This window comes from Bradyrhizobium sp. T-12 (assembly GCF_058314695.1).
On sequence record NZ_CM177756.1, the window covers coordinates 6899827 to 6924005 of the forward strand.

23 protein-coding genes are annotated in these 24179 nt (G+C 64.8%); 9 read left to right on the top strand and 14 right to left on the bottom strand.

What is annotated here, in order from left to right:
• Positions 1–62: 62 nt before the first annotated feature.
• The 4 genes from boxC to AC0WRY_RS33025 form a co-directional block, all read right to left on the bottom strand.
• Positions 63–1751, bottom strand: a complete 1689-nt coding sequence (gene boxC / locus AC0WRY_RS33010) for a 2,3-epoxybenzoyl-CoA dihydrolase (protein WP_491122443.1) — start codon at positions 1749–1751, stop codon at positions 63–65.
• 118 nt (positions 1752–1869) lie between these two features.
• The gene (locus AC0WRY_RS33015) at positions 1870–2394 is read right to left on the bottom strand and encodes a DUF309 domain-containing protein (protein ID WP_491122444.1); all 525 of its coding nucleotides are present in this window, start codon (positions 2392–2394) and stop codon (positions 1870–1872) included.
• Positions 2395–2412: 18 nt separating this feature from the next.
• Positions 2413–3231, bottom strand: coding sequence for an alpha/beta fold hydrolase (locus AC0WRY_RS33020; RefSeq protein ID WP_194404888.1), 819 nt, complete (start codon positions 3229–3231; stop codon positions 2413–2415).
• A 95-nt stretch (positions 3232–3326) separates the two neighbouring features.
• Complete coding sequence (locus tag AC0WRY_RS33025) at positions 3327–4868, bottom strand: benzoate-CoA ligase family protein (RefSeq protein WP_491122445.1); 1542 nt, start codon at positions 4866–4868, stop codon at positions 3327–3329.
• Between the two features lie 136 nt (positions 4869–5004).
• Here AC0WRY_RS33025 and AC0WRY_RS33030 point away from each other — a divergent pair, with 136 nt between their 5' ends.
• From AC0WRY_RS33030 to AC0WRY_RS33040, 3 genes are all read left to right on the top strand, one after another.
• Complete coding sequence (locus AC0WRY_RS33030; protein WP_211415534.1) at positions 5005–5913, top strand: helix-turn-helix transcriptional regulator; 909 nt, start codon at positions 5005–5007, stop codon at positions 5911–5913.
• 2 nt (positions 5914–5915) lie between these two features.
• Positions 5916–6308: a group II truncated hemoglobin gene (locus tag AC0WRY_RS33035; RefSeq protein WP_194404891.1), complete on the top strand. Its 393-nt coding sequence runs from the start codon at positions 5916–5918 to the stop codon at positions 6306–6308.
• A 112-nt stretch (positions 6309–6420) separates the two neighbouring features.
• Entirely contained in the window at positions 6421–7101 is a 681-nt protein-coding gene (locus AC0WRY_RS33040; protein WP_211415532.1) for a transglutaminase-like domain-containing protein, read from the top strand.
• 98 nt (positions 7102–7199) lie between these two features.
• Here AC0WRY_RS33040 and AC0WRY_RS33045 read toward each other — a convergent pair whose 3' ends face one another.
• Positions 7200–7985, bottom strand: coding sequence for an IclR family transcriptional regulator domain-containing protein (locus AC0WRY_RS33045; RefSeq protein ID WP_491122446.1), 786 nt, complete (start codon positions 7983–7985; stop codon positions 7200–7202).
• A gap of 111 nt (positions 7986–8096) precedes the next feature.
• Here AC0WRY_RS33045 and AC0WRY_RS33050 point away from each other — a divergent pair, with 111 nt between their 5' ends.
• Both AC0WRY_RS33050 and AC0WRY_RS33055 read left to right on the top strand, forming a co-directional pair.
• Complete coding sequence (locus AC0WRY_RS33050) at positions 8097–9455, top strand: aromatic ring-hydroxylating dioxygenase subunit alpha (RefSeq protein ID WP_491122447.1); 1359 nt, start codon at positions 8097–8099, stop codon at positions 9453–9455.
• A gap of 133 nt (positions 9456–9588) precedes the next feature.
• A complete protein-coding gene (locus AC0WRY_RS33055) occupies positions 9589–11025 on the top strand; it encodes a glutamine synthetase family protein (RefSeq protein ID WP_491122448.1) in 1437 nt (478 codons plus the stop codon).
• Positions 11026–11450: 425 nt separating this feature from the next.
• Here the strand turns inward: AC0WRY_RS33055 and AC0WRY_RS33060 are convergent, their stop codons facing one another.
• The 9 genes from AC0WRY_RS33060 to AC0WRY_RS33100 form a co-directional block, all read right to left on the bottom strand.
• Positions 11451–13694, bottom strand: a complete 2244-nt coding sequence (locus tag AC0WRY_RS33060; protein ID WP_491122449.1) for a TonB-dependent siderophore receptor — start codon at positions 13692–13694, stop codon at positions 11451–11453.
• Positions 13695–13861: 167 nt separating this feature from the next.
• A complete protein-coding gene (locus tag AC0WRY_RS33065) occupies positions 13862–14638 on the bottom strand; it encodes a helix-turn-helix transcriptional regulator (protein ID WP_246776375.1) in 777 nt (258 codons plus the stop codon).
• Positions 14639–14829: 191 nt separating this feature from the next.
• Entirely contained in the window at positions 14830–15543 is a 714-nt protein-coding gene (locus tag AC0WRY_RS33070) for an ABC transporter ATP-binding protein (protein ID WP_194404897.1), read from the bottom strand.
• Positions 15536–16303, bottom strand: a complete 768-nt coding sequence (locus AC0WRY_RS33075; RefSeq protein WP_194404898.1) for an ABC transporter ATP-binding protein — start codon at positions 16301–16303, stop codon at positions 15536–15538. Before AC0WRY_RS33075 ends, AC0WRY_RS33070 begins: the two co-directional genes overlap by 8 nt.
• The gene (locus AC0WRY_RS33080; RefSeq protein ID WP_194404899.1) at positions 16296–17240 is read right to left on the bottom strand and encodes a branched-chain amino acid ABC transporter permease; all 945 of its coding nucleotides are present in this window, start codon (positions 17238–17240) and stop codon (positions 16296–16298) included. The genes AC0WRY_RS33075 and AC0WRY_RS33080 overlap by 8 nt, the downstream gene beginning before the upstream one ends.
• Complete coding sequence (locus AC0WRY_RS33085; protein ID WP_194404900.1) at positions 17237–18154, bottom strand: branched-chain amino acid ABC transporter permease; 918 nt, start codon at positions 18152–18154, stop codon at positions 17237–17239. Before AC0WRY_RS33085 ends, AC0WRY_RS33080 begins: the two co-directional genes overlap by 4 nt.
• A gap of 349 nt (positions 18155–18503) precedes the next feature.
• A complete protein-coding gene (locus AC0WRY_RS33090) occupies positions 18504–18722 on the bottom strand; it encodes a hypothetical protein (RefSeq protein ID WP_128922916.1) in 219 nt (72 codons plus the stop codon).
• 1 nt (position 18723) lies between these two features.
• A complete protein-coding gene (locus AC0WRY_RS33095; RefSeq protein ID WP_194404901.1) occupies positions 18724–19383 on the bottom strand; it encodes an acyl-homoserine-lactone synthase in 660 nt (219 codons plus the stop codon).
• 82 nt (positions 19384–19465) lie between these two features.
• Entirely contained in the window at positions 19466–20203 is a 738-nt protein-coding gene (locus AC0WRY_RS33100; RefSeq protein ID WP_194404902.1) for a LuxR family transcriptional regulator, read from the bottom strand.
• Positions 20204–20372: 169 nt separating this feature from the next.
• Here AC0WRY_RS33100 and AC0WRY_RS33105 point away from each other — a divergent pair, with 169 nt between their 5' ends.
• The 4 genes from AC0WRY_RS33105 (at position 20373) to AC0WRY_RS33120 (ending at position 24081) form a co-directional block, all read left to right on the top strand.
• Positions 20373–20549 (top strand): nucleoside triphosphate pyrophosphohydrolase family protein, encoded by a 177-nt coding sequence (locus AC0WRY_RS33105; RefSeq protein WP_194404903.1) that lies wholly within the window; start codon positions 20373–20375, stop codon positions 20547–20549.
• Between the two features lie 336 nt (positions 20550–20885).
• Positions 20886–21863, top strand: coding sequence for a LysR family transcriptional regulator (locus tag AC0WRY_RS33110; RefSeq protein WP_246776376.1), 978 nt, complete (start codon positions 20886–20888; stop codon positions 21861–21863).
• Between the two features lie 153 nt (positions 21864–22016).
• The gene (locus tag AC0WRY_RS33115) at positions 22017–22895 is read left to right on the top strand and encodes a shikimate dehydrogenase (RefSeq protein WP_491122450.1); all 879 of its coding nucleotides are present in this window, start codon (positions 22017–22019) and stop codon (positions 22893–22895) included.
• A gap of 55 nt (positions 22896–22950) precedes the next feature.
• Positions 22951–24081 carry an ABC transporter substrate-binding protein gene (locus AC0WRY_RS33120; protein ID WP_491122451.1) on the top strand — a complete coding sequence of 377 codons (1131 nt, stop codon included), beginning with the start codon at positions 22951–22953 and terminating at the stop codon, positions 24079–24081.
• The last annotated feature ends 98 nt before the right edge of the window (positions 24082–24179 follow it).

Sequence of the window (24179 nt, forward strand, 5' to 3'; positions counted from 1 at the left end):
TCTGGGTCCCGGTTGTGCGCAGCGTCACTTTGTGCCGCAGCGCGCCCGGGACACGAAGGTGGTTACACTCGCGTCATATCGAATTTCGGCTTCTGGCCGCTGCCGTAGCGACGCAGCGCGCCTTCCTCGCCGACCGCGTTGGGGCGCTGGAAGATCCAGTTCTGCCACGCCGTGAGGCGCGCGAAGATCTTTGATTCCATAGTCTCGGGACCGACGAAGCGCAGGCTCGCTTCCATGCCGGTGAGGCTGTCGGGCGAGAAGCTGGCGCGCTCCTCCAGGAACACGCGGACCTCGTCGTCCCAGTCGATGTCGTCGAGCGCGAAGGTGACGAGGCCGAGCTCCTCGGCCTGTTCGGCGTCGAGGCTGGTGCCGAGCGTGGCTTCCGCGCGCTCGACGTCGGAGGGATCGGCCTGGAAGCGCGATTGCAGCCGCGTCAGGCCATGGCTCATCGGATAGGGGCCGAAATTCATCGCGGAGAGCTCGATCGACGGCGGCGGACGGTTGTCGCCCTGGCGCGTGCCGATCAGCATGTAGGAGCGGTCGGCGGCGAAGACGAGCTCGGCGAGCGTGCCGGCAAAGCAGGAGCCCGGCTCGACCAGCGTCACCAGCGTGCGCGAGGTGACGTCGATGCGCTTGAGCACGCGCTTCCAGTAGTGCCTGATCTCGTTGACCAGCCAGTGCGCCTTGTTGGCTTCGAGGAAGGCATCGGCTGCGAGCACATGAGCGCGATCGCCATGGCTCTTGAACACCAGCATGGCGATCTCTAGCTCGTTGATGCGCAGATGCAGGATGGCATCGTCGAGCTCGCGCGCCACTTGCAGCGGCCAGAACGAGGCGCCCTGCGCCATCATACCGTCGATGTCGGCGGGCGGCGCAGCTTCGGGGGCCTTGATCGAGATGGTGGCGATGCGGGCGGCACGGTCGATGTCGACGGTGACGAAGCCGTAACGGATGCTGTTTTCGTCGATGACGCGCTTGAGCGGCGTCAACAAGATACCCTTGCCGCTGCCCTTGCGCTTGGATTGGCCCGCGAATTCCTTGGCACGCTCGGCGATCCTGGCCTCGAGCTTGGAGTTCGGCGCGATCTCGTCGACGAGGCGCCACTGCACGGCGCGCTTGCCCTTCACGCCTTCCTCGATGGTGCAGAAGAAATCGGCGTGGTCGCGGCGCACCTTGCGCTTGTCGACGACGCGGGTGAGACCGCCGGTGCCCGGCAGCACCGCGAGCAGCGGCACCTCGGGCAGCGCGACGGCAGAGGCGCCGTCGTCGGCGAGGATGATGTGGTCGGTCGCGAGCGCCAGCTCATAGCCGCCACCGGCGGCGGAGCCGTTCACCACGGTGATGAAGCGCTGGCCGGAATTCTCGGACGAATCTTCCATGCCGTTGCGGGTCTCGTTGGTGAACTTGCAGAAGTTCACCTTGTGGGCATGCGTGGAGCCCGCGAGCATGCGGATGTTGGCGCCGGCGCAGAACACGCGGTTCTTGGCCGAGCGCATCACCACGACCTTCACCTCGGGATGCTCGAAGCGCAGGCGCTGGACCACGTCTGCCAGTTCGATGTCGACGCCGAGGTCATAAGAGTTGAGCTTGAGCAGATAGCCTTCGAACAGGCCGCCATTCTCGTCGACGTCCATGGTCAGCGTCGCGACGTCGCTGTCGACCGCCAGCTTCCAGTGCTTGTAGCGGGACGGTTCGGTCTGGAAATCGATGAATGTCGCGCCGCCTGCGAGGCGCCGATCTTCCCCGGCCATGGGTCATCCCTGAGCTTGATTATGCATTTTCGCCGTAGCGTTAGATGCACAATAGTGCATCTTTTCGGTCGCGTCTAGCCCTTAACGGGGCTCACATGCATTTTGTTTCATGCAGGGTTTAAGACCGCACGGTCGCTCCGAGTGCGATCCAATCCGCCTTGGAGAGGCTTGGACGGTCGAGCTTGGCCGCCAGTTGCGCGATCAGCGCCACGACCGGAAAACTCTCGACGAAGCCGTCGCCACCCGTGGCCGCCTTGCGCGAGTTCAAGCTGCGCAGCTCCGCCAGCGCATCGCCGAACAAGCGCGCCGCCGAACGCGACTTCTGCATGCGCAGCCGCAAATTCGCGTTGGCGATGTGGATGCAGGCGCGCAGCAGAACGCGCTCGCGGCCGCCTTGGGGCGCCGCGGCCCACACCGCCTCGAGCACCTCCTGCGCCTCCCAGAAATAGCCGCGGTCGTTGAGCGCGAGGCCGTAGCGCAGCGCCGGATGCCGCGCCGGCACGTGGCCGCGGAAGGCCGACGGCACCAGCGCCTTGGCCATGTCCAGCGTCTCGGAATCGGCATCGGACGCGCCGGTCTCGCCCGGCACATGGGCCCATTGCGGCCATGGCAACGGACCGCTCACATGTGAAGGCACATTCATGGATGTGCCTCCGCATGGTCATGCGGCGTGCACCTGAAGTCCCTGATCGTCGCGCAGGGCCGCTCTTGCAAATTGCTCAATCGCGTCAAGCGTCGCCCCCGGCGCTTCACGATGCGGGGAATGGCCCGCCTCTGAAATGACTTTAATATCGACCGGACAATAGCACTCTTCCCGGGCGATTTCGAGCTGGCGCAATGTCCCATATTGGTCGTTCGCGCCCTGCAGGATCAGGACGGGGACGCGGATATAGGCGAGGTATTCGGAGATGTCCCAGTCGCGGAATTTTGGATCGAGCCAGGCGCCGTTCCAGCCGTAAAAGGCGTTGTCGACGTCCTGGTGCCAGCGCGCCAGTTTCGCCCTGAGGTCGGCGGTCTCGAACGTCGTCTTGATCGCCGCGATGGATGTCACCGAGACGTCCTCGACGATGAAATGCGGTGCGATCAGCGCAACGCCCTGAAGGCGGTGATCCTGGTGTGAACCGGCATAGATCGCCGCGATCGAGGCGCCGTCGGAATGGCCGAGCAGAAGGCCGCGCTTGAAGCCGATTGCGTCGAGCACTTTCGGCAACACGTCGAGCGCCTCGCGCTGCATGTAATCGAGCGGCCGCGGCAGCGTGACCGGGCTCGACTGGCCGTAGCCCGCGCGCGAATAGGCGAAGATGCCGGCGCCGGTGGCTTGCTGAAGTCTTTCCGGGAAATCGCCCCAGAGCCCGACCGAGCCGAGGCCTTCATGCAGCATGACAATGGTGGGTGCATCCGCGGCTTGCGGCGCGAGCCATTTGCATTCGAGGCTGGCGCCGTCGATGCTGAGGAAGCCGGTGGGGGAAAGATTGGTCATGGCGTCACTCTTCTTCGCAATGAGCAGAAGGCGCTTTCCGCGCACTCAGTCGTCCAGCGGAGTTTGCGGTGGCCGCCGACATGGCATCAGCGATTTCAATTTGCCCCTTCGCGCAGCTTGAACCGCTGGATCTTGCCCGTCGCCGTCTTCGGCAAGGAGTCCACCACGTCGATCCAGCGCGGATATTTCCAGGGGCCGATCTTCTGCTTGACGTGCTCCTTGAGCATCTCCTGCAGCTCCGCCGTCGGCGCTCCGGGGCGCAGCACGACGAAGGCTTTCGGCTTCAACAGGCCTTCCGGATCGGCTTCCGGCACCACAGCCGCTTCCAGCACGGCGGGATGGGTGACCAGCGCGCTCTCGACCTCGAACGGCGAGACCCAGATGCCGGAGACCTTGAACATGTCGTCGGCACGGCCACAGAAGGTGTAGCGGCCGTCGGCGTCGCGGACATATTTGTCGCCGGTGCGGGTCCAGGGTCCCTCGAACGTACGCCGGCTCTTGTGGCGCTGATTCCAGTAGCCCTCGCCAGCGGAGGGCGCGTCGACCAGGAGCTCGCCGACCTCGCCGTCGGCGACGTTCTGCCCGGCTTCATTGACCAGCCGCACCGCATAGCCCGGCACCGGCTTGCCCGAGGAGCCGTATTTGATGTCGCCGGGCGCGTTCGAGAGAAAGATGTGCAAGAGCTCGGTCGAGCCGACACCGTCGAGAATGTCGACGCCGAAGCGCTTCTTCCAGCTGTGGCCGACCGATTCCGGCAGCGCCTCGCCGGCGGAGGTGCAGATGCGCAGCGCCTTGCCGCCACGCTCGCTCTTCATGGTCTCGTCGTTGAGCATCGCCGCGAACAAGGTCGGCACGCCGTAGAAGATCGAGGGGTTGTAGCGGTTCATCAGATCAAACATGCGCGCCGGCGTCGGCCGCTCGCTGTTGAGGATCACGCTGGCGCCGACCGACATCGGGAAGGTCAGCGCATTGCCGAGCCCATAGGCGAAGAACAACTTCGCCGCGGAGAGGCACACGTCGCTCTCGCGGATGCCGAGCACCTGTTTTGCGTAGGTGTCGGCAGTGGCCTGCAGATTGGAATGGATGTGGCGCACGCCCTTGGGCATGCCGGTCGAGCCGGACGAGTAGAGCCAGAATGCCGGCTCGTCCGGATGGGTCGCGGCCGTGGTGAACTGATCGCTCTCGCCCGCGATCTCTTCCGCGAGCTGCTTGTGGCCGTTCTGCTTGGCGCCGGAGACCACGACATGCTCGAGATCGGGCTTGCGGCCGACCACGTCCTTGATGACGGGGTAGAGCGCCTCGGAGACGAACAGCACGCGGGCGCGGCAGTCGGCGAGGATGTAGGCGTATTGGTCCGCCGTCAGCAGCGTGTTCAGCGGCACCGGCACGATGCCGGCGCGGATCGCACCCAGGAACACGACCGGAAAGTCGACCGTATCCAGCATGATCATCGCCACGCGCTCCTCGCGGCGGACGCCGAGCCGGCGCAGCATGTTGGCGGCGCGGCAGGTCTGCTGCTGGAGCTCGCCATAGGTGAGCCGCGAGACGGTGTCGTCGAAGGCCAGCTTGTCGCCCCGGCCTTCGGCGACGTTACGGTCGAGCAGCCAGGTCACCGCGTTGTAGGATCCCTCGCTCACGGACTTCTCCCCCGAATTTAGAATTATAATTCATAGAAAGACACCGCGGCGGCTTGCTGTCAATGCTGGCAGGCATTATGTTTCATTAAATTGCGCCGCAGGACAACCTTCAAAAGACACCTTTTAAAGAAGGCTCATGACCGACAGTCCCGACGCCGAATCCCGCTTCCTCGAACAACTCGGCCAGCGCGTGCGCACCATGCGCGCGTTGCGCGGCATGTCGCGCAAGGTGCTCGCCAAGGTATCAGGAATCTCGGAGCGCTACATCGCGCAGCTCGAAAGCGGCAAGGGCAATGTCTCGATCGTGCTGCTGCGCCGCGTCTCCGACGCGATGGGCGCGCATCTCGAAGACCTGCTGCCGTCAGCCGATCCGACGCCGGACTGGCAGATGTTTCGCGATCTCCTGCGCAAGGCGACGCCGGCGCAGATCGCGCAGGCGAAAGATTTGCTCGCAGGCGGCAGCGCAACCGCGCCGCGCCGCGCGCCGTTCTGCGGCATCGCGCTGATCGGCCTGCGCGGCGCCGGCAAGTCGACGCTCGGACGGATGCTGGCGAAGAAGGTCGGCTGGAGTTTTGTGGAGCTCAACAAGGAGGTCGAGCAGCAGAACGGCCTCTCGGTCGCCGAGATCATCGCGCTGTACGGCCAGGAAGGCTTTCGCCGCATGGAGCAGGCGGCGCTGCAGCAGCTGCTGGCGCGCAACGAGCTGATGGTGCTGGCGACCGGTGGCGGCATCGTCTCGGAGCCGCTGACCTTCGACCAGATCCTGACCTCGTTCTACACGATCTGGCTCAAGGCCGAGCCCGAAGAGCACATGGCCCGCGTCCGCCGCCAGGGCGATCTGCGTCCGATGGCGGATGATCGCTCCGCCATGGCCGAGCTGCGCAACATCTTGCTCAGCCGCGAGCCGCTGTATTCGCGCGCGACGGCGGTGGTGGATACGGCGGGGCTCAGCGTCGATGCGGCCGCAGCACGGCTGATCGATGCGGTGCGGCCGGTGCTGCAAAACGAAGCCCGCAGCTTCGGCCTGCGGAGTGTGGCGCTGTAGAAATGACCTCCACCGACGTCACCACCTCCATGTTCGAGCGGATCGGCGGCAGCGCCACCATCGACCTTCTCGTCGACCGCTTCTACGAGCGCATGGACACGCTACCGGAAGCACAAATCATCCGTGCCATGCACGCGAACGACCTCGGCCTGATCAGGGACGTCTTGAAGCGTTACCTCACAGAATGGACCGGCGGGCCGCGGCTCTACACCCCCGAGAAGGGCCATCCGCGGCTGCGTCAGCGGCACATCGGCTTTGCCATCGGCGATGCCGAGCGCGATGCGTGGATGCTCTGCATGCGCGGCGCGATGGAGGAGACGGTGACCGACGCCGCCGCGCGGCAGGACCTCGACAAGGCGCTGTCCGGCCTCGCCGACTGGATGCGCAACCGGTAGTGAGACGGAAGGTCAGCGCCTCGACGCAAGTCGAGAACACGCAACGTCCTCGCGCAAAGTCCGTGTATCGCGTGATTTGAGTTCCGTGCAAATCGCCTGCTAAGCTGGCGCCATGACCGACATCCTCCCCGATACGATCCGCCGCCTCTACACCGATCCCGGCGAGTACATCGACAGCGATCATCCTGCCGTGCAGCGATTTGCCGAAGGCGCCGTGCGCGCGGATGCGAGCGCGCGCGACAAGGCGAGCGTGCTCTACAAGGCGGTGCGCGACGGCATCCGCTATAATCCTTACGTCAGCATGCGCGTCGCCGAGACCTTTCGCGCCTCAAGCGTGCTCGCCGCGGGCCAGGGCTATTGCGTTGGAAAGGCCGCGCTCTATGCCGCTGCCTGCCGCGTCCATGGCATTCCCGCACGGGTCGGCTTCGCGGACGTCAAGAACCATCTCACCACCGAGAAGCTGCGGGCGAGCATGGGCACGGACATCTTCACCTGGCATGGCTTTACGGAGGTGCATGTCGACGGCGCCTGGCGCAAGGCGACGCCCACGTTCAACGATACGCTCTGCGCCAAGGTCGGCGTGGCGCCGCTCGATTTCGACGGTCACACCGATGCGCTGCTGCATCCCTTCGACGGCGAGGGCCGCGCCTACATGCAATATGTCAACGATCGCGGCACCTACCACGACGTGCCGGCGAAATTCCTGATGCGCGAGATGGCGCGGGACTATGCCAACATGCAGGGCGAGGACCTTTCGGGCCGCGACATGGAGCGTGAGGCGGAGGGGCGGTGACGAGGCGGCGTAGGGCGGATGAGCGAAGCGTAATCCGCCCTCTTCGCCAACACTTGAAAGATGACGGATTACGCCCACGGCTAATGCGCCCTACGCAGTCACAGCAGTTGCGACTGCACCTTCTCCGCGCCGTCGCGCAGCAGCGGCAGGAAACGATCGATCAATTCCTGCACCGGCACGCGGTCGACATGGGCGCCCATGTTGATCGCGGCGACGATGACGCCGTCGTAGCGGCGGACCGGGACCGAGATCGAGCGGAAATGCGGCTCGGCCTCGCGGTCGACCAGGGAATAGCCCTGCGCACGATCGGCCGTGATGCGCGCGAGCAGCGCCTTGGCGTCCGTCACGGTCTGCGGCGTCAGCGGCTCGCGCCTCATCGCCGTCAGGCGCGCGGCGAGCGCGTCATCGTCGAGCTGGCCGAGCATGGCACGGCCGACCGAGGTGCAGAAGGACGGCAGGCGGTAGCCGATCTCCAGCCCGCCCGAGAACACCCGCGCCGGGCTGCCACGGGCAATGAAAACGACGTCATCGCCGTCGAGCACCGCGAGCGAAGAGATTTCGTTCGCTGCGGTCGCAACGCCATCGAGCACGGGCTGCAGCACCGCGACGAGCTGGTTGGAGCGCAGGTAAGACGCCGCCAGCGTCAGCACGTGCGGCGTCAGTGAGAACAACTTGCCGTCGCCACTGACAAAACCGCCGCGCTGGAGCGTGAACAGCATGCGCCGCGCGGTGGCGCGCGGTAGATCGGCGGCGCGGGCGAGGTCGCTCAGTGTCATCGGACCGGCGTTCGTGCCGAAACATTGCAGCAGGCGCAGGCCGCGATCGAGGGCTTCGACGAAATCCGTCGCGCGCTCGTCCGTGTCACTTCGCTTCAGCTTGGGCATGGGTGAGGGATAATCCTGCAAAATAGTGCTTGCCGCTGATCCAAGGCATGTCATAATTCGCCCATTCGTTCAATAGGCGAACAATCGCCACTCCACAAGGATGCACACACCATGATGAGCCAGGAGCAGAACGACCTGATCACCCGCACCGGGCCGAAGGATCCGTGCGGAAAGCTGATGCGGAGCTATTGGCAGCCGGCGGCGCTGGTGGATGAGCTCGAGGGCTCGCGGCCGATCCGCCCCGTCAGACTGCTCGGCGAGAACCTCGTGCTGTTTCGCGACGAGACGGGACGCTACGGCCTGATGGATCGCCACTGCGCCCATCGCGGCGCCGACCTCGCCTTCGGGCGGCTGGAGCATGGCGGACTGCGCTGCGCCTTCCATGGCTGGCTGTTCGACGCCACCGGCCAGTGCATCGAGACGCCTGCCGAGCCGAAGGATTCAAAGCTCTGCCAGAACATCCGGCAGCGTTCGTATCCGGTGGTGGAGAAGAGCGGCATCCTCTGGGCGTATCTTGGCGAAGGCGAACGGCCGGCCTTTCCCGAGCTCGACTGCTTCGTCGCACCTGATACCCACACGTTCGCGTTCAAGGGCCACATGGCCTGCAACTGGCTGCAGGCGCTCGAGGTCGGCATCGATCCGGCGCACGCTTCCTATCTGCACCGCTTCTTCGAGGACGAGGACACTTCCACCGCCTATGGCAAGCAATTCCGCGGCGCTTCCGCCGGCTCCGACCTGCCGATGACGAAGATCCTGCGCGAATACGACCGGCCGATCATCAATGTCGAGCACACCGAATACGGCCTGCGGCTGATCGCGCTGCGCGAGATCGACGAGGAGCGCACCCATGTGCGCGTCACCAACCAGCTGTTTCCGCACGGCTTCGTCATCCCCATGAGCACGGAGATGACGATCACGCAGTGGCACGTCCCGGTCGACGACGAGAACTGCTACTGGTACGCGATCTTCACCAGCTATGCGAACCCGGTCGACAAGAAGAAGATGCGCGACCAGCGGCTCGAGCTCTATGAATTGCCCGACTACAAGTCGCGCAAGAACAGAGCCAACGATTACGGCTTCGATCCGCACGAGCAGCAGACCGCGACCTATACCGGCATGGGCACCGACATCAACGTCCACGACCAATGGGCGGTGGAATCGATGGGCGCGATCCAGGACCGCACCAGGGAGCATCTCGGCTCGAGCGACAAGGCGATCGTACAGTACCGCCGCCTGCTGCGGCAGGAGATCGAGAAGGTCTCCGGCGGCGAGAAGCCGATGCTGTTTTTGGACGAGGCCAATGCGCGCAGCATCCAGGGCCCCGCGACCATGGACGGCATCGGGCCGACGCGGGGCTGGGAGCCCTACTGGATGGAAGTCGACGTCAAGCGCCGCCGCGGCGCGCCCTGGACCGCGCCGGTGCCGAAGGAGATCGCCGACAACGTGCACAAGCTGACGGCGGCGGAGTAGTCTGTAGCACCGTCATTCCGGGGCGATGCGCCAGCATCGAGCTATGGTGCGCAATTGCGCACCTGAGAATTTCGAGATTCCGGGTTCTCGCTTCGCGCGCCCCGGAATGACAGGTAGCAAGGGAGCAATCAAAGTGACTTTCGTCGCGCGTCATGCGCTGTGGTCGGATGAGCAGAAGGACGCGGCGGCGCGCATGCGGCGTCTCGTCGAGGACAAGAACCTCGAAGTCATCCGCCTCGCCTTTCCCGACCAGCACGGCATCTTGCGCGGCAAGACCATCATCGCCTCGGAGGCGATCGCGTCGCTGGAAAGCGGCTGCTCGATCACCACCACCATGCTCGCCAAGGACACCTCGCACCGCACGGTGTTTCCGGTGTTCACCGCGGGCGGCGGCTTCGGCATGAAGGAGATGGAGGGCGCGGCCGACGTGCTGATGGTCGCCGATCCCACGACGTTTCGCGTCTTGCCTTGGGCGCCGGCGACGGGCTGGGTGCTGTGTGACCTCTTCTTCGGCGATGGCCGCCCGGTGCCGTTCGCGACGCGCTCGCTCTATCGCAAGGTGCTCGACGAGCTCGCCAGCCGCGGCCACGATTTCGTTGCGGGCCTCGAGGTCGAATTTCACATCTTCAAGCTCGACGAAGCGCATATGCGGCCCGAGGACGCCGGCCAGCCCGGCACGCCGCCATCGGTGAGCCTGCTCAGCCACGGCTATCAATATCTGACCGAGCAACGCTTCGATCAGATGGAGCCGGTGCTGGAGATTCTGCGCCGCGACATCGTCGCGCTCGGGCTGCCGCTGCGTTCGGTCGAGGTCGAGTTCGGGCCGAGCCAGTGCGAGTTCACCTTCGCGCCGCGGAAGGGGCTGGAGCCCGCCGACAACATGGTGCTGTTCCGCAGCGCCGTGAAGCAGATCGCACACCGCCATGGCTATCACGCCACCTTCATGTGCCGCCCGAAGCTGCCGAACGTGTTCGCGAGCGGCTGGCATTTGCATCAGTCGATCGTGTCGCGCGCTACGGCTGAGAACCAGTTCATGGTCAAGGACGGCACCGAGCCGCTCAGCGCGTTCGGCAGGGCCTGGCTCGCCGGCCTGCTCGACCATGCCCGCGCCTCGACCTTGTTCACGACGCCGACCATCAACGGCTACAAACGCTACCGCTCCTATTCGCTGGCGCCGGACCGCGCGATCTGGGGCCGCGACAATCGCGGCGTGATGATCCGCGTGCTTGGCTGCGCCAACGATGCCGCCACGCGCCTGGAGAACCGCATCGGCGAGCCTGCCGCCAATCCCTATCTCTACATGGCCTCGCAGATTCTCTCCGGCCTCGACGGCGTCGATCGCAAGCTCGATCCCGGCCCGTCCGCCGACACGCCCTACGAGACCAAGGCGCCGCTGCTGCCGAAGAGTTTGCGCGATGCGGTCTCGGCGCTGAAGGACGATCCCTTCTTCCGCGAGAAGCTCGGGGCGGAATTCGTCGATTATTACACCCACATCAAGAACGCCGAGATCGACCGCTTTCTGTCTGAAGTGACCGACTGGGAGCACCGCGAGTATTTCGAGGTTTTTTGATACCCGACGCTTCCCGAGGGCATAGAGAGCGCTGCCCCCTCACGCCCCTGTGAAGTGACTTCGTCGCCCCCTGTTCCGACGACATCCTGGCACATCCGACGAAGCCGTTTTCCGGCGCCTCGAAAACCGCCCGAAAGACGCAGGGTCTACGATCATGGCCGTGATCAACAGTGGAGTTCGATCATGTTTGCTCAATTGTTCAGCCTGATTTATCGCTTGTCTTGCCGGGCGACGCTGATCGAAATCGGCACACACAGGCTCGCGCGCTAGCGCTCCCTGGTGGGAATTTAGGTGAGCTGGATTGGCCAGTTAGCGGTGATGACCATGCCCCTCTGTCGCGACCCGCGTGGTCCGCGAGTTGCAGCGCCACCGGATTTATTGGACCACGGACCTTGGTTCAGGCAACCCACCCCTCGCGAAGAGACTCACCAGCGATAGCCCAGCGTAGCGATGACGGTCAGCGGGGCTCCGCGGTAGCAATATCCGACCTGGCACGTCGTGTAGTGCAGATTGAACAGGTTCTTGGCGTTGACCTGAAACGACAGGCCCTTCAGCTCCCTTGCCGCCTGGCCGAAATCATATTTCAGCGCCGCGTCGACCAGGGTCACCGAGCTGTTCTTGAACGTATTGAGATCGTCGCCATAGTTCGAGGACATGTAACGCGCGCCGGCGCCGAGGCTCAGTCCTGCGAACGGGCCTGCCAGCGGCATGGCATAGTTCGCCCACAGCGTCGCGGTGTGCGGCGGATTGCCCGACGGAAACTTGCCGATCAACGCGCTGTCTCCGGCCTGCTTGGTGACCATGTCGAGATAGGTATAGGACGCGGTGACGTCGAAGCCGCCGCCGAGGCTCGCGAGCCCCTGCAATTCGAAGCCGCGGCTTTGGATCTCGCCGCGCTGGACCGTGATGCCCGTTCCCGTCGTCACGAGGCCGCCGGTCTGGGTCAGGTCGAACAATGCAGCGGTGACGAAGCTCCGCGTCCCCGGCGGCTGATACTTGATGCCGATCTCGGTCTGCTCGCCGGTGGTCGGCTTGAAAAAGGCACCTGAGGGATCGACGCCGAGATTGGGAAAGAACGAGGTCGAATAGGCGACGTAGGGCGCAACGCCGGAATCGAACACATAGGTCAGTCCGGCGCGCCCGCTATAGGCCTGGTCGGACTGCGTTTGCCTTGTCACCGCGAACAGGTCCTCGCCGGTGGTACTGACCCAGTCGCTGCGGCCGCTCAGCGTCAGGATCCAGTGGTCGAGCCTGGCCTGATCCTGGATGTACACGCCGGACTGGGTCTGCCGCTGCCGCGTCGAGGTCGAGATCGCGGGATCGGGAATCGATTCCGGCACATAGGCCGGCGCGGCCAGATTGAGGTCGGAGACGCCGAAGCCGAAGCCCTGCTTGTCGTTGAATTTCGACGCGGTGTAGTCGGTGCCGACCAACAGCGTGTGCTGCACGGGGCCGGTCGAAAGCTTCGCCTCGACCTGGTTGTCCATGATGGCCGATTGCAGGGTGTCGTGGACATAGCCGGTATAGCGCGAGACGACGTTGTTCACGGGAGCGCCGAGAAAGCCGACATAGCGGGTGACCGCGTCGACGTCGACATAGCGGAATTTCTGGCGGACGGTCACGGCATTGTTGAACGCATGCTCGAACAAATAGCCGACGCGTCCCTGCTCCTGATCGAGCGAGTTGTAGGACGGGCTGCCCGTGAAAATGTCCGTCGCGGTCCCTGTGCCCGAAGAATAGGTGAACATGGACCCCGGCGTCTTCGATTTCTGGTAAGCGCCGAGAATCGTCAGGGTCGACTGATCCGGTTTCCAGGTGACGGCCGGAGCGACATAGGTGCGATTGTCCTTGCCGCCGGGCACGAACACGTCGGCGTCGCGCACCACGCCGGTCAGCCGATACGAGAACTGGCCGTTGGGATCGATCGGCCCCGAAAAATCGAAATTGCCCTGCGCACGCTCGCGGTCGCCGAACAGCGTCTGCACCTCGTGGAACGGCTGGCTGGTCGGCAGCTTGCTCTGCAGGTCGATCAGTCCGCCGGGCGAGCCGAGACCGTAGAGGGCCGAGCTCGGCCCGCGCACCACGGTGATGCTGTCGGCGCCATAGGGTTCGGTCTTGAACACGCTGAGACCGGCGCCGACGAGACGCAAGCCGTCGAGATAGACGCCGTTGTACGTGATGTCGAAGCCGCGGATCGAGATGGCGTCGAAGCGCGGATCGTAGCCGGACGCATCGATGCGGACGCCCGGTTGATAGCCGACCGCCTCCGTCAGCGTCTGCACGGCGCGGTCGTTGAGCTCCTTGCGGGTCACGACGGAAATCGACTGCGGCGTCTCCAGCAACGGGGTGTTCGTCTTCGTGCCGGCCGAGCTGCCGCTTGCGACATAGCTGCGCTCGCTCGACGCGTTGCCGCTGCTGTCACCAGCCTCGCGCGTGTTTCCGGCTTGCGCGCCCTCGGAACTGCGCCGCGACGCGACGCGGCCACGCTGCGATTGTGAGGCGCGCTGGGCAGACTGGGCACGCGGACGCGCCTGGTTCGGTGCCTCCACCGTGACGGGAGGCAATGTCGCCGCCGTCGACGTCGAATTGGTCCCGGAGGTCTGTGCCGCCGAGGGCGTCGCGTGAAGGACTAGTCCCAAACCGGCCGCGCCGAGACCAGTTCTCACCATTCGTTCCCAGCCGGGTGTTTGCCCGTCATTCCGCGTCATCATCGTCCCCGAGTTCCGTGTTCGAACCCGGGTGTAACCAGATCGGGACGTGCGCCGCCTTTGCGCGCGCGCAAATCACCTTTGATCGCGCTTGGAGGCTTTCAAGTTCGGTGCAGTTCAGTGCAAGCTCACTGGCAGCCGCTCGGCGAGTGGCCGAAGCGCCTGCGGAACGCGGTGGCGAAATTCGCGGGATGCGCGTAGCCGACGCGATAGGCCGCCTCGGTGACCGACAACCGCTGATGAATCAGCAGATCGCGTGCGGCATCAAGCCGCTGGCGCCGCAAATAGTCGATCGCGCTCTCGCCATACGCCATCTGGAATTTCTGGTTGAAGGAGCGGCGGCTCAGCCCCGCGTTCCGCGCCAGCTCGTCGATGCTCCAGGGATAGGCGAGATCGGCATCCATCCGCTCCTTGACCGATTGCAGGCGCGTGCGCTGGAGATCGGCGGCGGGATCGACCGCGATCCGGCCGCGCTCGCCGAACAAGGCGTGGACCACGATCTCGGCGGCGTGCGCCGACAGCAACAATTGCGCGGCGCTTCCGGCGACCGGCGGCGAGAACATTTCCGCCGCAACGGCCTGCACGCGCGCCGACACCGTCAGCGATACCGTGGCCGCGCCCGCGTCGCCATCCCTGAACAGCGTCCGAAACGCGTCGCCAAATCCGAGCTCGTCGATGGAGGCCTGCGGGAGCGCCAGGCCGATCGCAGGACGCTCGTCACACCGAACCGAATGTCCCGCAGCGGCGGCTTCGCGCACGGCAATGGCCGTCATCTGCCTTTCCCCGGCTGCGCGCGTCAGAATGCCGCGGCTTGCGCTCTCGTCGAACGCGACGGAGATGAACAGGCCCGGCGCGACAATCGCGGGCCCGTCGAGACCGGCGCGAAACTCACCTCTGACGAACACGCAGCCCGGGAAATCCAGCCATTGAGCGGAAGACCCTCGCTGTGCGGCACCGATGACCTCGTCTTGAGGCCGTCCGACAATTTGATCGTAAAAGTCCCGCATCGCATCCGCTTACGCGGCGACATTGACGGCCCGCGGCGGCGTACTCAAGACCTCTGCGCCCAGTTTGGAGAGCTTCGAAACTGGCGCGCTCAGATGCCCAGATATTTGTGCTGGAGATCCGGCTCGGCCATCAGCTCGTCGGATGTGCCGCTCCACACCGTCTTGCCGCGCTCGATGATGTAATGGCGATCGCAGATGCGGGCGAGATGGTCGACGTTCTTGTCGACGACCAGGATCGACTGTCCGCGGCTCTTGAGCAGCGACAGGCAGTGCCAGATCTCCTCGCGGATCAGCGGCGCGAGGCCCTCGGTCGCTTCGTCCAGAATCAGAAGCTTCGGATTGGTCATCAGCGCGCGGCCGATCGCGAGCATCTGCTGCTCGCCGCCGGAGAGCTGGTTGCCCATGTTGGTCGCGCGCTCGGCGAGGCGCGGGAACAGCACGTAGATCGCCGCCAGCGTCCAGGGATTGGAGCTGCCGAAGCGATCGGCGGCGGCCGCCACGAGATTTTCGCGCACGGTGAGGTTCGGGAAGATCTGGCGTCCCTCGGGAACGAGACCGACGCCGAGTTTTGCAATCCTGTAGGACGGCAGCTGCCGTACTTCAGTGCCAGCAAACCGGATCGCGCCGGCGCGCGCCGGCGTCAGGCCCATGATGGAACGGATCGTGGTGGTCTTGCCCATGCCGTTGCGGCCCATCAGCGAGACCATCTCGCCCGGCTTGATTGACAGCGACAGGCCGAACAGCACCTGGGAGAGGCCGTAGCAGGTCTCGATGCCGTCGACGTCGAGCAGCGTGTCAGCCATGATGCGTCACCACATGCTGGTCGCCGAGATAGGCGCGCTTGACGTCTTCATTGGCCCGGATCGCGGCTGGATCGCCGGAGGCGATGACGCGGCCATAGACCAGCACCGAGATGCGGTCGGCCAGCGCGAACACCGCCGGCATGTCGTGCTCGACCAGCACGATCGAGACCTCTTTCCGCAGCTCCTGCAGCAGCTTCACCATGCCCTGGGATTCCGTGACGCCGAGGCCGGCCATGGGCTCGTCGAGCAGCAGCAGTTTCGGCTTGCTGGCGAGCGCGACCGCAAGCTCGATCTGGCGTCGCTCGCCATGGCTGAGCTTGGAGACCAGGACATCGGCGCGATGAGCGAGACCGACGCGATCGAGCGCGGCATGGGCGGCATCGCGCAGACCCTTCTCCTTGCGCGCATCGGCGAAGAAGCGGAACGAGGTGCCGGCATGCGCCTGCGCCGCCAGCGCGACATTGTCGGCAGCGGTGAAATCGAGCAGCAGCGAGGTGATCTGGAACGAACGGGCAAGGCCCAGCGCACAGCGGCGATAGGCCGGCAAGTAGGTGATGTCGCGCCCCGCCAGCGAGACGCTGCCGGAATGCGGCTCCAGATGCCCGGTGAGCTGGCTGATCAGCGTGGTCTTGCCGGCACCGTTCGGGCCGATGATGGCGTGCAGCTCGCCCGCCGCGACATCGAGCGAGACGTTGTCGGTGGCGATGATGCCGCCGAAGCGGCGCACAAGCTTCTCGACGCGGAGCAGGGGTTCAGCCACGGCCAGCCCTCCCGAGCAGGCCCATGATGCCGCCGCGGCCGAACAGCACGATCAGCAGCAGCAGCGGGCCCATGATCAGCGCCCAATATTCGGTGATCTGCGACAGGAACTCTTCGAGCAGCAGGAACACCACCGCGCCGATGATCGGGCCGAACAGCGTGCCCATGCCGCCCAGGATCACCATCACCATGAGGTCACCGGAGCGGGTCCAGTACATCACGGCCGGGCTGACGAAATCGGTGTTGTTGGCGAGCAGCGCGCCGGCGAGCCCGCACATGGTCCCTGAGATGACGAAGCAGACGAGCTTGTAGCGCTTGGCGGGAAAGCCGATCGCCTGCATGCGCTGCTCGTTGGAACGCAGGCCCTGCACGACGAGGCCGAAGCGCGAATTGACGATGCGCCAGATCAGGAAGACGACGCCGAGCAGGCAGGCGAGGCAGAGATAGTAGAACTGCGTGCGGTTCGAGAGGTTGATCAACCCGGAGAAGTCGCTGCGCTTGTAGACGGTGAGGCCGTCATCGCCGCCGTAACGCGCAAGGCCTGAGGCGACGTAATAGGCCATTTGCGCGAAGGCCAGCGTGATCATGATGAAATAGACGCCGCGGGTGCGCAAAGAGAGCGCGCCGATCACCAGCGCATAGATGGCGGAGGCCGCGAGCGCGACCGGGAACTGGATGAAGCCGGACCCTATGCCTTCCTGCGCGAGCATGCCGACCGCGTAGCCGCCGATGCCGAGATAGGCGGCGTGGCCGAAGCTCATCATGCCGCCAAAACCCATGATGAGGTTGAGGCTCGCGGCCGCCAGCGCCAGGATGATGATGCGGGTGAACAGCGTCAGGATGAAGATGTTGCCGCTAAGCTGCGAATAGAGCGGCAGCAGCAGGAGGCCCGCCAGCATCAGGGCCGTGACGGCCTTGCTCACAGTCAAACTCTTCATCGGCGATTGGCCGGAAACAGCCCCTCCGGCCGCACCACCAGCACGATCGCCATCAGGAGATAGATCAGCATGGAGGACAGCGCGGGCGCGGCGGTGGAGGCGGCGGCGCCGCTCAAGATCTGCCGGAGCAGATTGGGCAGGAAGGCGCGGCCGAGCGTGTCGATCATGCCGACGAAGATCGCGGCGAGGAACGCGCCGCGGATCGAGCCGATGCCGCCGATCACGATGATGACGAAGGCGAGGATCAGGATGTTCTCGCCCATGCCGATCTGCACGGTGAGGATCGGCGCCTGCATCAGCCCGGCCAATCCGGCGAGCGCCGCACCGAGGCCGAACACCAGGGTGTAGAGCAGCTTGATGTTGATGCCGAGCGCACCGATCATCTCGCGGTTGGAGGCCCCTGCCCGGATCAGCATGCCGATGCGGGTGCGCATCACGCCGAGATAGAGCAAGAGCGCCACCAGCAGTGCCACGACGATGATGGCGAGGCGATAGGCGGGATAGTGAATGCCGGGCAGGATCGGCACCGGCACCGTGAGCCAGGCCGGCAGCGGCAGCGCGAGGCCCGCCGGGCCCCAGATCAGCCGCACGGCTTCGTTGAAGAACAGGATCAGGCCGAAGGTTGCGAGCACATGGTCGAGATGGTCGCGGCCGTAGAGATGCCGCAGCGCGCTCATCTCGAGCACGATGCCGAGCACCAGCGTCGCGCCCAGCGCCAGCAGCGCGCCGAGCAGGAAGCTGCCGGTCCACGCCGCGAAGGTCGCGGCGAAATAGGCGCCCATCATGTAGAGCGAGCCGTGCGCGAGGTTGACGAGATCCATGATCCCGAACACCAGCGTCAGGCCGGCGGCGAGCAGGAACAGCAGCAGGCCGAACTGCAATCCGTTCAGGAACTGTTCGACGACGAGCAGCATCAGGACTCTTTCAGGCGCATACGGACGCGCGCCGATGTTCGAACACAGTCGCCATCAGTGAAAGAGCTCCCCCTGCCTCATCAAGGCGGAAAAATGGGTAATGGCAGTATCGTTCCGAGGCAAGAGCGATTCGACACCAAACATGCACTTTGTTGCATGCCGATGCATGCGATCAAAATGACCTTGCAAAATGACCTTGCAAGAAGGCTGCCGCGCCGGGCTGGGGCAACCTGCCGCACGTCGTCATGCCCGGCTTGTCCCGGGCATGACGACCTCTGTCGCATGAATGCGATCACCCTCCCCCGTTGCCGGAGGAGGGTGCCGCAATCTGTCGGATCCCTGGATGCGTCTAGTGCGACGTCATCTGCTGGGGGAGGTCATCCGGTTCGGCGAGCACGCTGTTGGCCGTCGAGGCCTCCAGCGCCGCCATCCGGAACAGATAGGCGAGTGTCGCCAATCCGGTGTCTTCCGCCATTTGCGCCAGCTCCAGCGCCATGTCGGACATGTAGCCGAGAGTCTCGTCCCTGGTCTGCGCCATGATCTGGCTGTCCCGCATCATGTTCGACATCTCAGGCACTCTTTCGTTGCGCGGCTGCAGCGCCGCAAAGGTTGGCACGGGCGACGGCGTCCAGATGCGGGCCGTCCTGGCGCACGACCGAAGCCATGCCGATACGATCGTGCAGGGCGTCGACCGTCTCGCGACGAATATCGATGGTGGCCGCCATGGTCCATGCGTTCTCCACCAGCGCCGGCAGGCCAAGCGGGGTCACCACGAAGCCGGCCTCGTGGAAGCGCGGCAGCCACCAGGTTTCCATGATCGCGCTGACCTGCGCGATTCCTTGCGCGAGGCAGAACTCCTGCACCGCGGCCATCAGTTGCAGATTGAGCGCGCCATCGCGACGATCGCGCACGACGAAATAACGCGACCATTCCCAGATCAGCGGATCCGCAGGGCAGCCGCGAACCGACGCCAGATGCGGGAACACTTCGCTCATCATCGAGGGCTTGGTGGTGGGATAGAGCCGGTGACCACCGATGACCCGCCGTCCCTCCAGCGCGAGCAGATAGACGGTATCCTCGTCGTCGTAGGAATCGATCTCGCGGCAATCCGGCCTGCGCAGCGTCTCCCAGCGCCGCTCCTCGACGAAGACCTCATGACGCAGCCGGAAATGCTGCTCGATCACGTCTTCATAGAGGTGGCGATTTACCGCAGAAATTGCGTGAATCATAAAAACCCCCATTCAGCCTCAATGGGAGCAGAGTCTGCGAAAACAGCCGGGTTCGGTATTGGGAAATTTCCCAGTACGGCGCTCAAGGAGCGATGATCTTGCTCCGAATCGCAAGCGCGACCGCATGCGTGCGGTTGACGGCACCAAGCTTGCGCGCGGCGGTTGCAAGATGCTCTTCGGCAGTGCGTTGCGTGATGTGCAGGATCTCGCCGATTTCCCAGGCCGACTTGCCCTGCGAGGCCCAGGAGATCACTTCGCGCTCGCGCGGGGTGAGGCGCGTCGACGGATAAGGCGCCGGCTCGAGCAGTCGGCGAATGTGGTCGAAGCCGTACATCGCCATCAGGTGCAGTGCCGGCTTGCTGCGCGGATTGAGGTCGAGATGAACGCCGCCAAGCGACACCGCGGCTTCATAGCCGGTGAGGCCGTGGATCGGCACGATGAAGCCCCGCGACATCCGAAAGTCGGTGGCGCGGTTCATCACCTCGGCCGCATTCGGCTCGAGGTCGGCATCGTAGGGCGCTTCCGACCATTCGAACGGATTGACCGACCGCCGGCACAGCCGCACCACGGGATCGAAGCGGTCGTAATTGTTCTGGGTGTAGAGGCTGAACCAGCCCGCCGGCCAGCGCTTGGCGAGCACCATCTGTGCAAACCGCTGGTCGGGATTTGGCAATCCCGTCACGATGATGGTTTCGAAACCGAAGCGGCCGAAAGCCGTCTCAAGCGCATTCATCGCGTCCGGAACCTTGGTATAGGCTCCGAGCCCTTCGATGAAGTCGAGCGCCTCGCGGCCATAGTCAACGGCATCAACGGCGGACATCGGTACGTTTCCTGACCTTGGCCCTCGCCATATAGCACGTATTTGGGCGCGGCCTCAAATCTGCTGCGACCGTAGTTTCCCGGTGCGCATCCGGCCTGAAGAATTAAACTACTTGTGGCAGAATTGACCTCACGATACACCTCAACGCGTCCGAAGCGGGAAAACCACGATGGAAGACGAGGACATCGCCCTCAACAGCGTGCTCGGCCTGGAATTGAATCGCGTGTTTTTCGCCGTCCGCGAAACGGCAAACAAGCAGAAGATCATCGAGTTCGCGCGCAAGGTGCTGCAAAGCGAGTGTGCGGAGTTGGCCGACAGCGTCTCGCCCGAGGGCCCGGCGAGCTAGAGCGCAGTTGCGGTAAGCGACCATGCGACAGATCGCGCGCCGCCGCCCTTCCATTTGAGCGCGCTGTCGAAACAATCCGGCCGCGAAGTTACTCTCCTCCCATTTGAGAAGGCGACGAGCCCACGTGCCCTCGGACGCAGCGCAGCGTCTCTTCGACGATGCGCTGCAGAGCCGGGGCCCACCCGTCCGCAACCTCCTCTCTGGCCTTTTGGGTCCTGACTCCGCGCCGGGAACGCGAGAGCGGCTCGCTCTCCACAGCGACGCACTTGCCGCTGGATGACACCGATGCTCTCGTGAGATGATCGCCGCCACGATCCTCTTTCGGATGCCAAGAGCATGATGACGCTGCGTCAGGTTGAAGTGATCCGTGCCGTGATGGTGACGGGTACGATCGGCGGCGCGGCGAAGCTGCTCAACGTCTCCGCGCCGGGGATCAGCCGCCTCGTCAAATACACCGAGCGCTCGCTCGGCATCCGCTTCTTCCAGCGCCAGAACGGACGCTACTTCCCGACGCCGGAAGCCGAGAACATCTTCGAGCAGATCAACGGCGTCTACAAGAAGGTCGACGACCTCTCCGAGATCATCTCCAAGATCGGCCGTGGCGGCCTCTCCGAACTGCGGATCGGCTCGGTGCCCAGCATCTCGCAGGTGATGGTGCCCCGCGCGATCGAGCGCGTCCGGCGCCGCTATCCCGACCTCGGCATCGACATCAACATCCTCAAGCTCGAGGAGGCCATCGACTATCTCATGCTCGGCCGCGGCGAGTGCGTCGCGATGAGCTACCGGCTCGAGCATTCCGCGCTCGACTTCATGCCGCTCGCCTCGGGCGAGCTGTATTGCATCGTGCCGCCGGGCCACGAGCTTGCCGGCCGCAAGCAAGTCTCGGCCGCCGAGATCACCCGCTATCCCTTGATCGGCATCGATCCCAACGACCCTTACGGCCGGATCATGGCCGAGATCTTCGCGCGCCACCGGCTCGACTACAACATCACCATCCGCGCGCGCTTCGGCACCACGGTCTGCGCGCTGGTGAAGGCGGGGCTCGGCATCGCCATCATCGACCAGTTCACCGTAGCTCATGGCGGCTATCCCGGGATCGAGCTCCTGAAGATCACCGAGCCGACGCGGTTCGACACCTACATCGCGGTCAAGCGCGGCGCGCCGCTGTCGCTCCATGCCGAGTCTTTCATCGAGGCGCTGCGCGCCGAGATGCGTGCGGTCGAGCCGTCGCGCGGCAACGGCAAGGGTGGCAACGGCAAGGCCGTGCCGGGCGGTCCCGGCAAGGCCGCGCCGGCGCGCGGGCGGAAGAAATAACATGATGTTAGGTTTGTCGGATAAATGGGTAATTGTGTTAGGCAGGGGAAAGGCTATCGTCGGGCCGGAAGCCCCTTTGACGCCCCGTGGAATTGCGCGGGGTTCTCCGCTAATGACCGGGACCGAAAGCTCTCAACGAGACGATAGCGAACCATGTCGACGCGCGGATCCGCCGCCAGCAAGAAGCTCCTCACCGGCCTGATCGGCGCGCCGATCGCGTCGTCCGCGTCGCCCGCCATGCATGAACGTGCCGCCGAGGCGCTCGGCCTGCGCGGGCACTATCAGCTCATCGAGGTCGCCGGCGCCGATGCGGCCGGCCTTCGCATGATGCTGGAAGGCGTACGGCGGCTCGGCTTTGCCGGCGTCAATGTCACCTTTCCCTACAAGGAAGCGGTGGTCCCGCTGCTCGACGAGCTGGCGCCAACTGCGGCGACCATGGCCGCGGTCAACACCGTCGTCGTCAGGGATAACAGGCTGATCGGCCACAACACCGACACGACCGGCTTTGCGCGTGCCGTCGCACCGCTGCTGGCGCGCACCGGAAACGCGGTGGCGGTGATCGGCACCGGCGGCGTCGGCAAGGCGATCGCCTTTGCGCTGGCGAACCTGAAAGTGGCTGACCTCCGCATCTTCGACAGCGAGCCGGCGCGAGCGGAAAAGCTTGCGACGCTGCTGGCCCCGCACGGTGGTGCGCGGGTGGCCCGAAGCGTGGAGGACGCAGTTGCCGGCGCAACCGGCCTCGTCAACGGCACGCCGGTCGGCATGCTGCCGAACCGGGACACCCCGGTCCCGGCTTCGCTGCTGCGCGAAAACCTGTGGGTCGCCGACGCCGTCTATTCGCCGCTGATCACACCGCTGCTTGCCGCAGCGCGAGAGAAAGGCGCTCGGATCATGACCGGTCGCGAGCTCGCGATCTACCAGGCCGCCGACGCCTTCGAACTGTTCACCGGCCTTGCCCCATCGACCGAAGTCATGGGAGAGGCTTTCGACGCCGTGATGGCTGCGCGCAACGCCGCCTATCAGGCAGCTTGAGGCAAAGCGGCCGGCACAAGGCCGCTTGCAAGATTTGAAACGGGAGGAGAGGACGATGAAATCAACGCTACTGGTGGGCGCGCTGCTGACAGCCCTGACTGCAACGAGCGCCTTTGCCCAGGCGATCAAGCTCGCCGACGTCGCCGAGCTCTCGGGTGGCGGCGCCACCGTCGGCACCAATTGGAAGAACGGCATCGACCTCGCGATCGAGGAGATCAACGCCAAGGGCGGCGTGCTCGGCCGCAAGCTCGAGGTGACCCACGCCGACTCGCAGTCCAATCCGGGCGTAGCGCGCGCCCAGGTGCAGAAGGCGCTCGATGCCGAGCCCTATGTGCTGCTCGGGCCCGGCTATTCCGGCTCGGTGAAGGTGACGGCGCCGCTGGCGGCCGAAGCCGGCATCGCGCAGATCATGGGCGGCGAGGCCGCCGAGCTGACGCAGGCAGGCAACAAGTTTCTGTTCCGCACTTCCTTCGGCCAGCAATCCTCGATGCCGAAGGTCGCAAAATACATCCACGACGACATGAAGGCGAAGACGGTCGCGGTGGTCTGGGTCAACAACGATTTCGGCCGCGGCGGCCGCGACGTCGTCATCAAGGAGCTCGAGCGGCTCGGCTCCAAGGTGGTCGCCGACCTCTCCACTGAAGCCGGGCAGGCCGATTTCGCCGCCGACGTCGGCAAGATCAAGGCTGCCAATCCCGATGCCGTGTTCGTCTATCTCAACGAAGAAGAGAGCGCGCGCATTCTGAAGGAGCTGAAGCGCCAGGGCGTCACCGCGCCGCTGATGGGCGAGACCACGCTGATCGGCCAGAAGGTGATCGAGCTTGCGGGCGATGCCGCCAACGGCGCCCGCGGCCATGTCGGCCTCACCACCGATGCGCCGGTCGACCTCGTCAAGCAATTCCGCGAGAAGTTCTCCAAGAAGTACAATTACGTCCCCGATCACAACGGCCTGAAGGGTTATCTCGCCGTCTACATGGTGAAGGCCACCACCGAGAAGATGGGCAAGGTCGACCCGAAGAAGTTCGCCGATACGCTGCACGGTCTCACCATCAAGGCCGCGGACGAGCCGGGCATCCTGATGGACGTCACCTTCAGCGACACCGGCGACATCGATCGCCAGAGCTTTCTGGTCGAGGTGGTCGAAGGCAAGCAGGTCGTGAAGCAGGTGCTGCCGAAGGTTAAGTGATCTTTGCCTCTCCCCGCGAGCGGGGAGATCTTTCTTCTCCCTCGCCCCGTTCTTGCGGGGAGAGGGGGCGATAGACCTGAATTCGCGTCGAGTTCACT

What these genes read in the sequence shown, in the direction of transcription:
- boxC (WP_491122443.1), bottom strand. Translation starts at nt 1,751, where the DNA reads ATGGCCGGGGAAGATCGGCGCCTCGCAGGCGGCGCGACATTCATCGAT.
- AC0WRY_RS33015 (WP_491122444.1), bottom strand. Translation starts at nt 2,394, where the DNA reads ATGAATGTGCCTTCACATGTGAGCGGTCCGTTGCCATGGCCGCAATGG.
- AC0WRY_RS33020 (WP_194404888.1), bottom strand. Translation starts at nt 3,231, where the DNA reads ATGACCAATCTTTCCCCCACCGGCTTCCTCAGCATCGACGGCGCCAGC.
- AC0WRY_RS33030 (WP_211415534.1), top strand. Translation starts at nt 5,005, where the DNA reads ATGACCGACAGTCCCGACGCCGAATCCCGCTTCCTCGAACAACTCGGC.
- AC0WRY_RS33035 (WP_194404891.1), top strand. Translation starts at nt 5,916, where the DNA reads ATGACCTCCACCGACGTCACCACCTCCATGTTCGAGCGGATCGGCGGC.
- AC0WRY_RS33040 (WP_211415532.1), top strand. Translation starts at nt 6,421, where the DNA reads ATGACCGACATCCTCCCCGATACGATCCGCCGCCTCTACACCGATCCC.
- AC0WRY_RS33045 (WP_491122446.1), bottom strand. Translation starts at nt 7,985, where the DNA reads ATGCCCAAGCTGAAGCGAAGTGACACGGACGAGCGCGCGACGGATTTC.
- AC0WRY_RS33050 (WP_491122447.1), top strand. Translation starts at nt 8,097, where the DNA reads ATGATGAGCCAGGAGCAGAACGACCTGATCACCCGCACCGGGCCGAAG.
- AC0WRY_RS33060 (WP_491122449.1), bottom strand. Translation starts at nt 13,694, where the DNA reads ATGGTGAGAACTGGTCTCGGCGCGGCCGGTTTGGGACTAGTCCTTCAC.
- AC0WRY_RS33070 (WP_194404897.1), bottom strand. Translation starts at nt 15,543, where the DNA reads ATGGCTGACACGCTGCTCGACGTCGACGGCATCGAGACCTGCTACGGC.
- AC0WRY_RS33080 (WP_194404899.1), bottom strand. Translation starts at nt 17,240, where the DNA reads ATGAAGAGTTTGACTGTGAGCAAGGCCGTCACGGCCCTGATGCTGGCG.
- AC0WRY_RS33085 (WP_194404900.1), bottom strand. Translation starts at nt 18,154, where the DNA reads ATGCTGCTCGTCGTCGAACAGTTCCTGAACGGATTGCAGTTCGGCCTG.
- AC0WRY_RS33090 (WP_128922916.1), bottom strand. Translation starts at nt 18,722, where the DNA reads ATGTCGAACATGATGCGGGACAGCCAGATCATGGCGCAGACCAGGGAC.
- AC0WRY_RS33095 (WP_194404901.1), bottom strand. Translation starts at nt 19,383, where the DNA reads ATGATTCACGCAATTTCTGCGGTAAATCGCCACCTCTATGAAGACGTG.
- AC0WRY_RS33100 (WP_194404902.1), bottom strand. Translation starts at nt 20,203, where the DNA reads ATGTCCGCCGTTGATGCCGTTGACTATGGCCGCGAGGCGCTCGACTTC.
- AC0WRY_RS33105 (WP_194404903.1), top strand. Translation starts at nt 20,373, where the DNA reads ATGGAAGACGAGGACATCGCCCTCAACAGCGTGCTCGGCCTGGAATTG.
- AC0WRY_RS33110 (WP_246776376.1), top strand. Translation starts at nt 20,886, where the DNA reads ATGATGACGCTGCGTCAGGTTGAAGTGATCCGTGCCGTGATGGTGACG.
- AC0WRY_RS33115 (WP_491122450.1), top strand. Translation starts at nt 22,017, where the DNA reads ATGTCGACGCGCGGATCCGCCGCCAGCAAGAAGCTCCTCACCGGCCTG.
- AC0WRY_RS33120 (WP_491122451.1), top strand. Translation starts at nt 22,951, where the DNA reads ATGAAATCAACGCTACTGGTGGGCGCGCTGCTGACAGCCCTGACTGCA.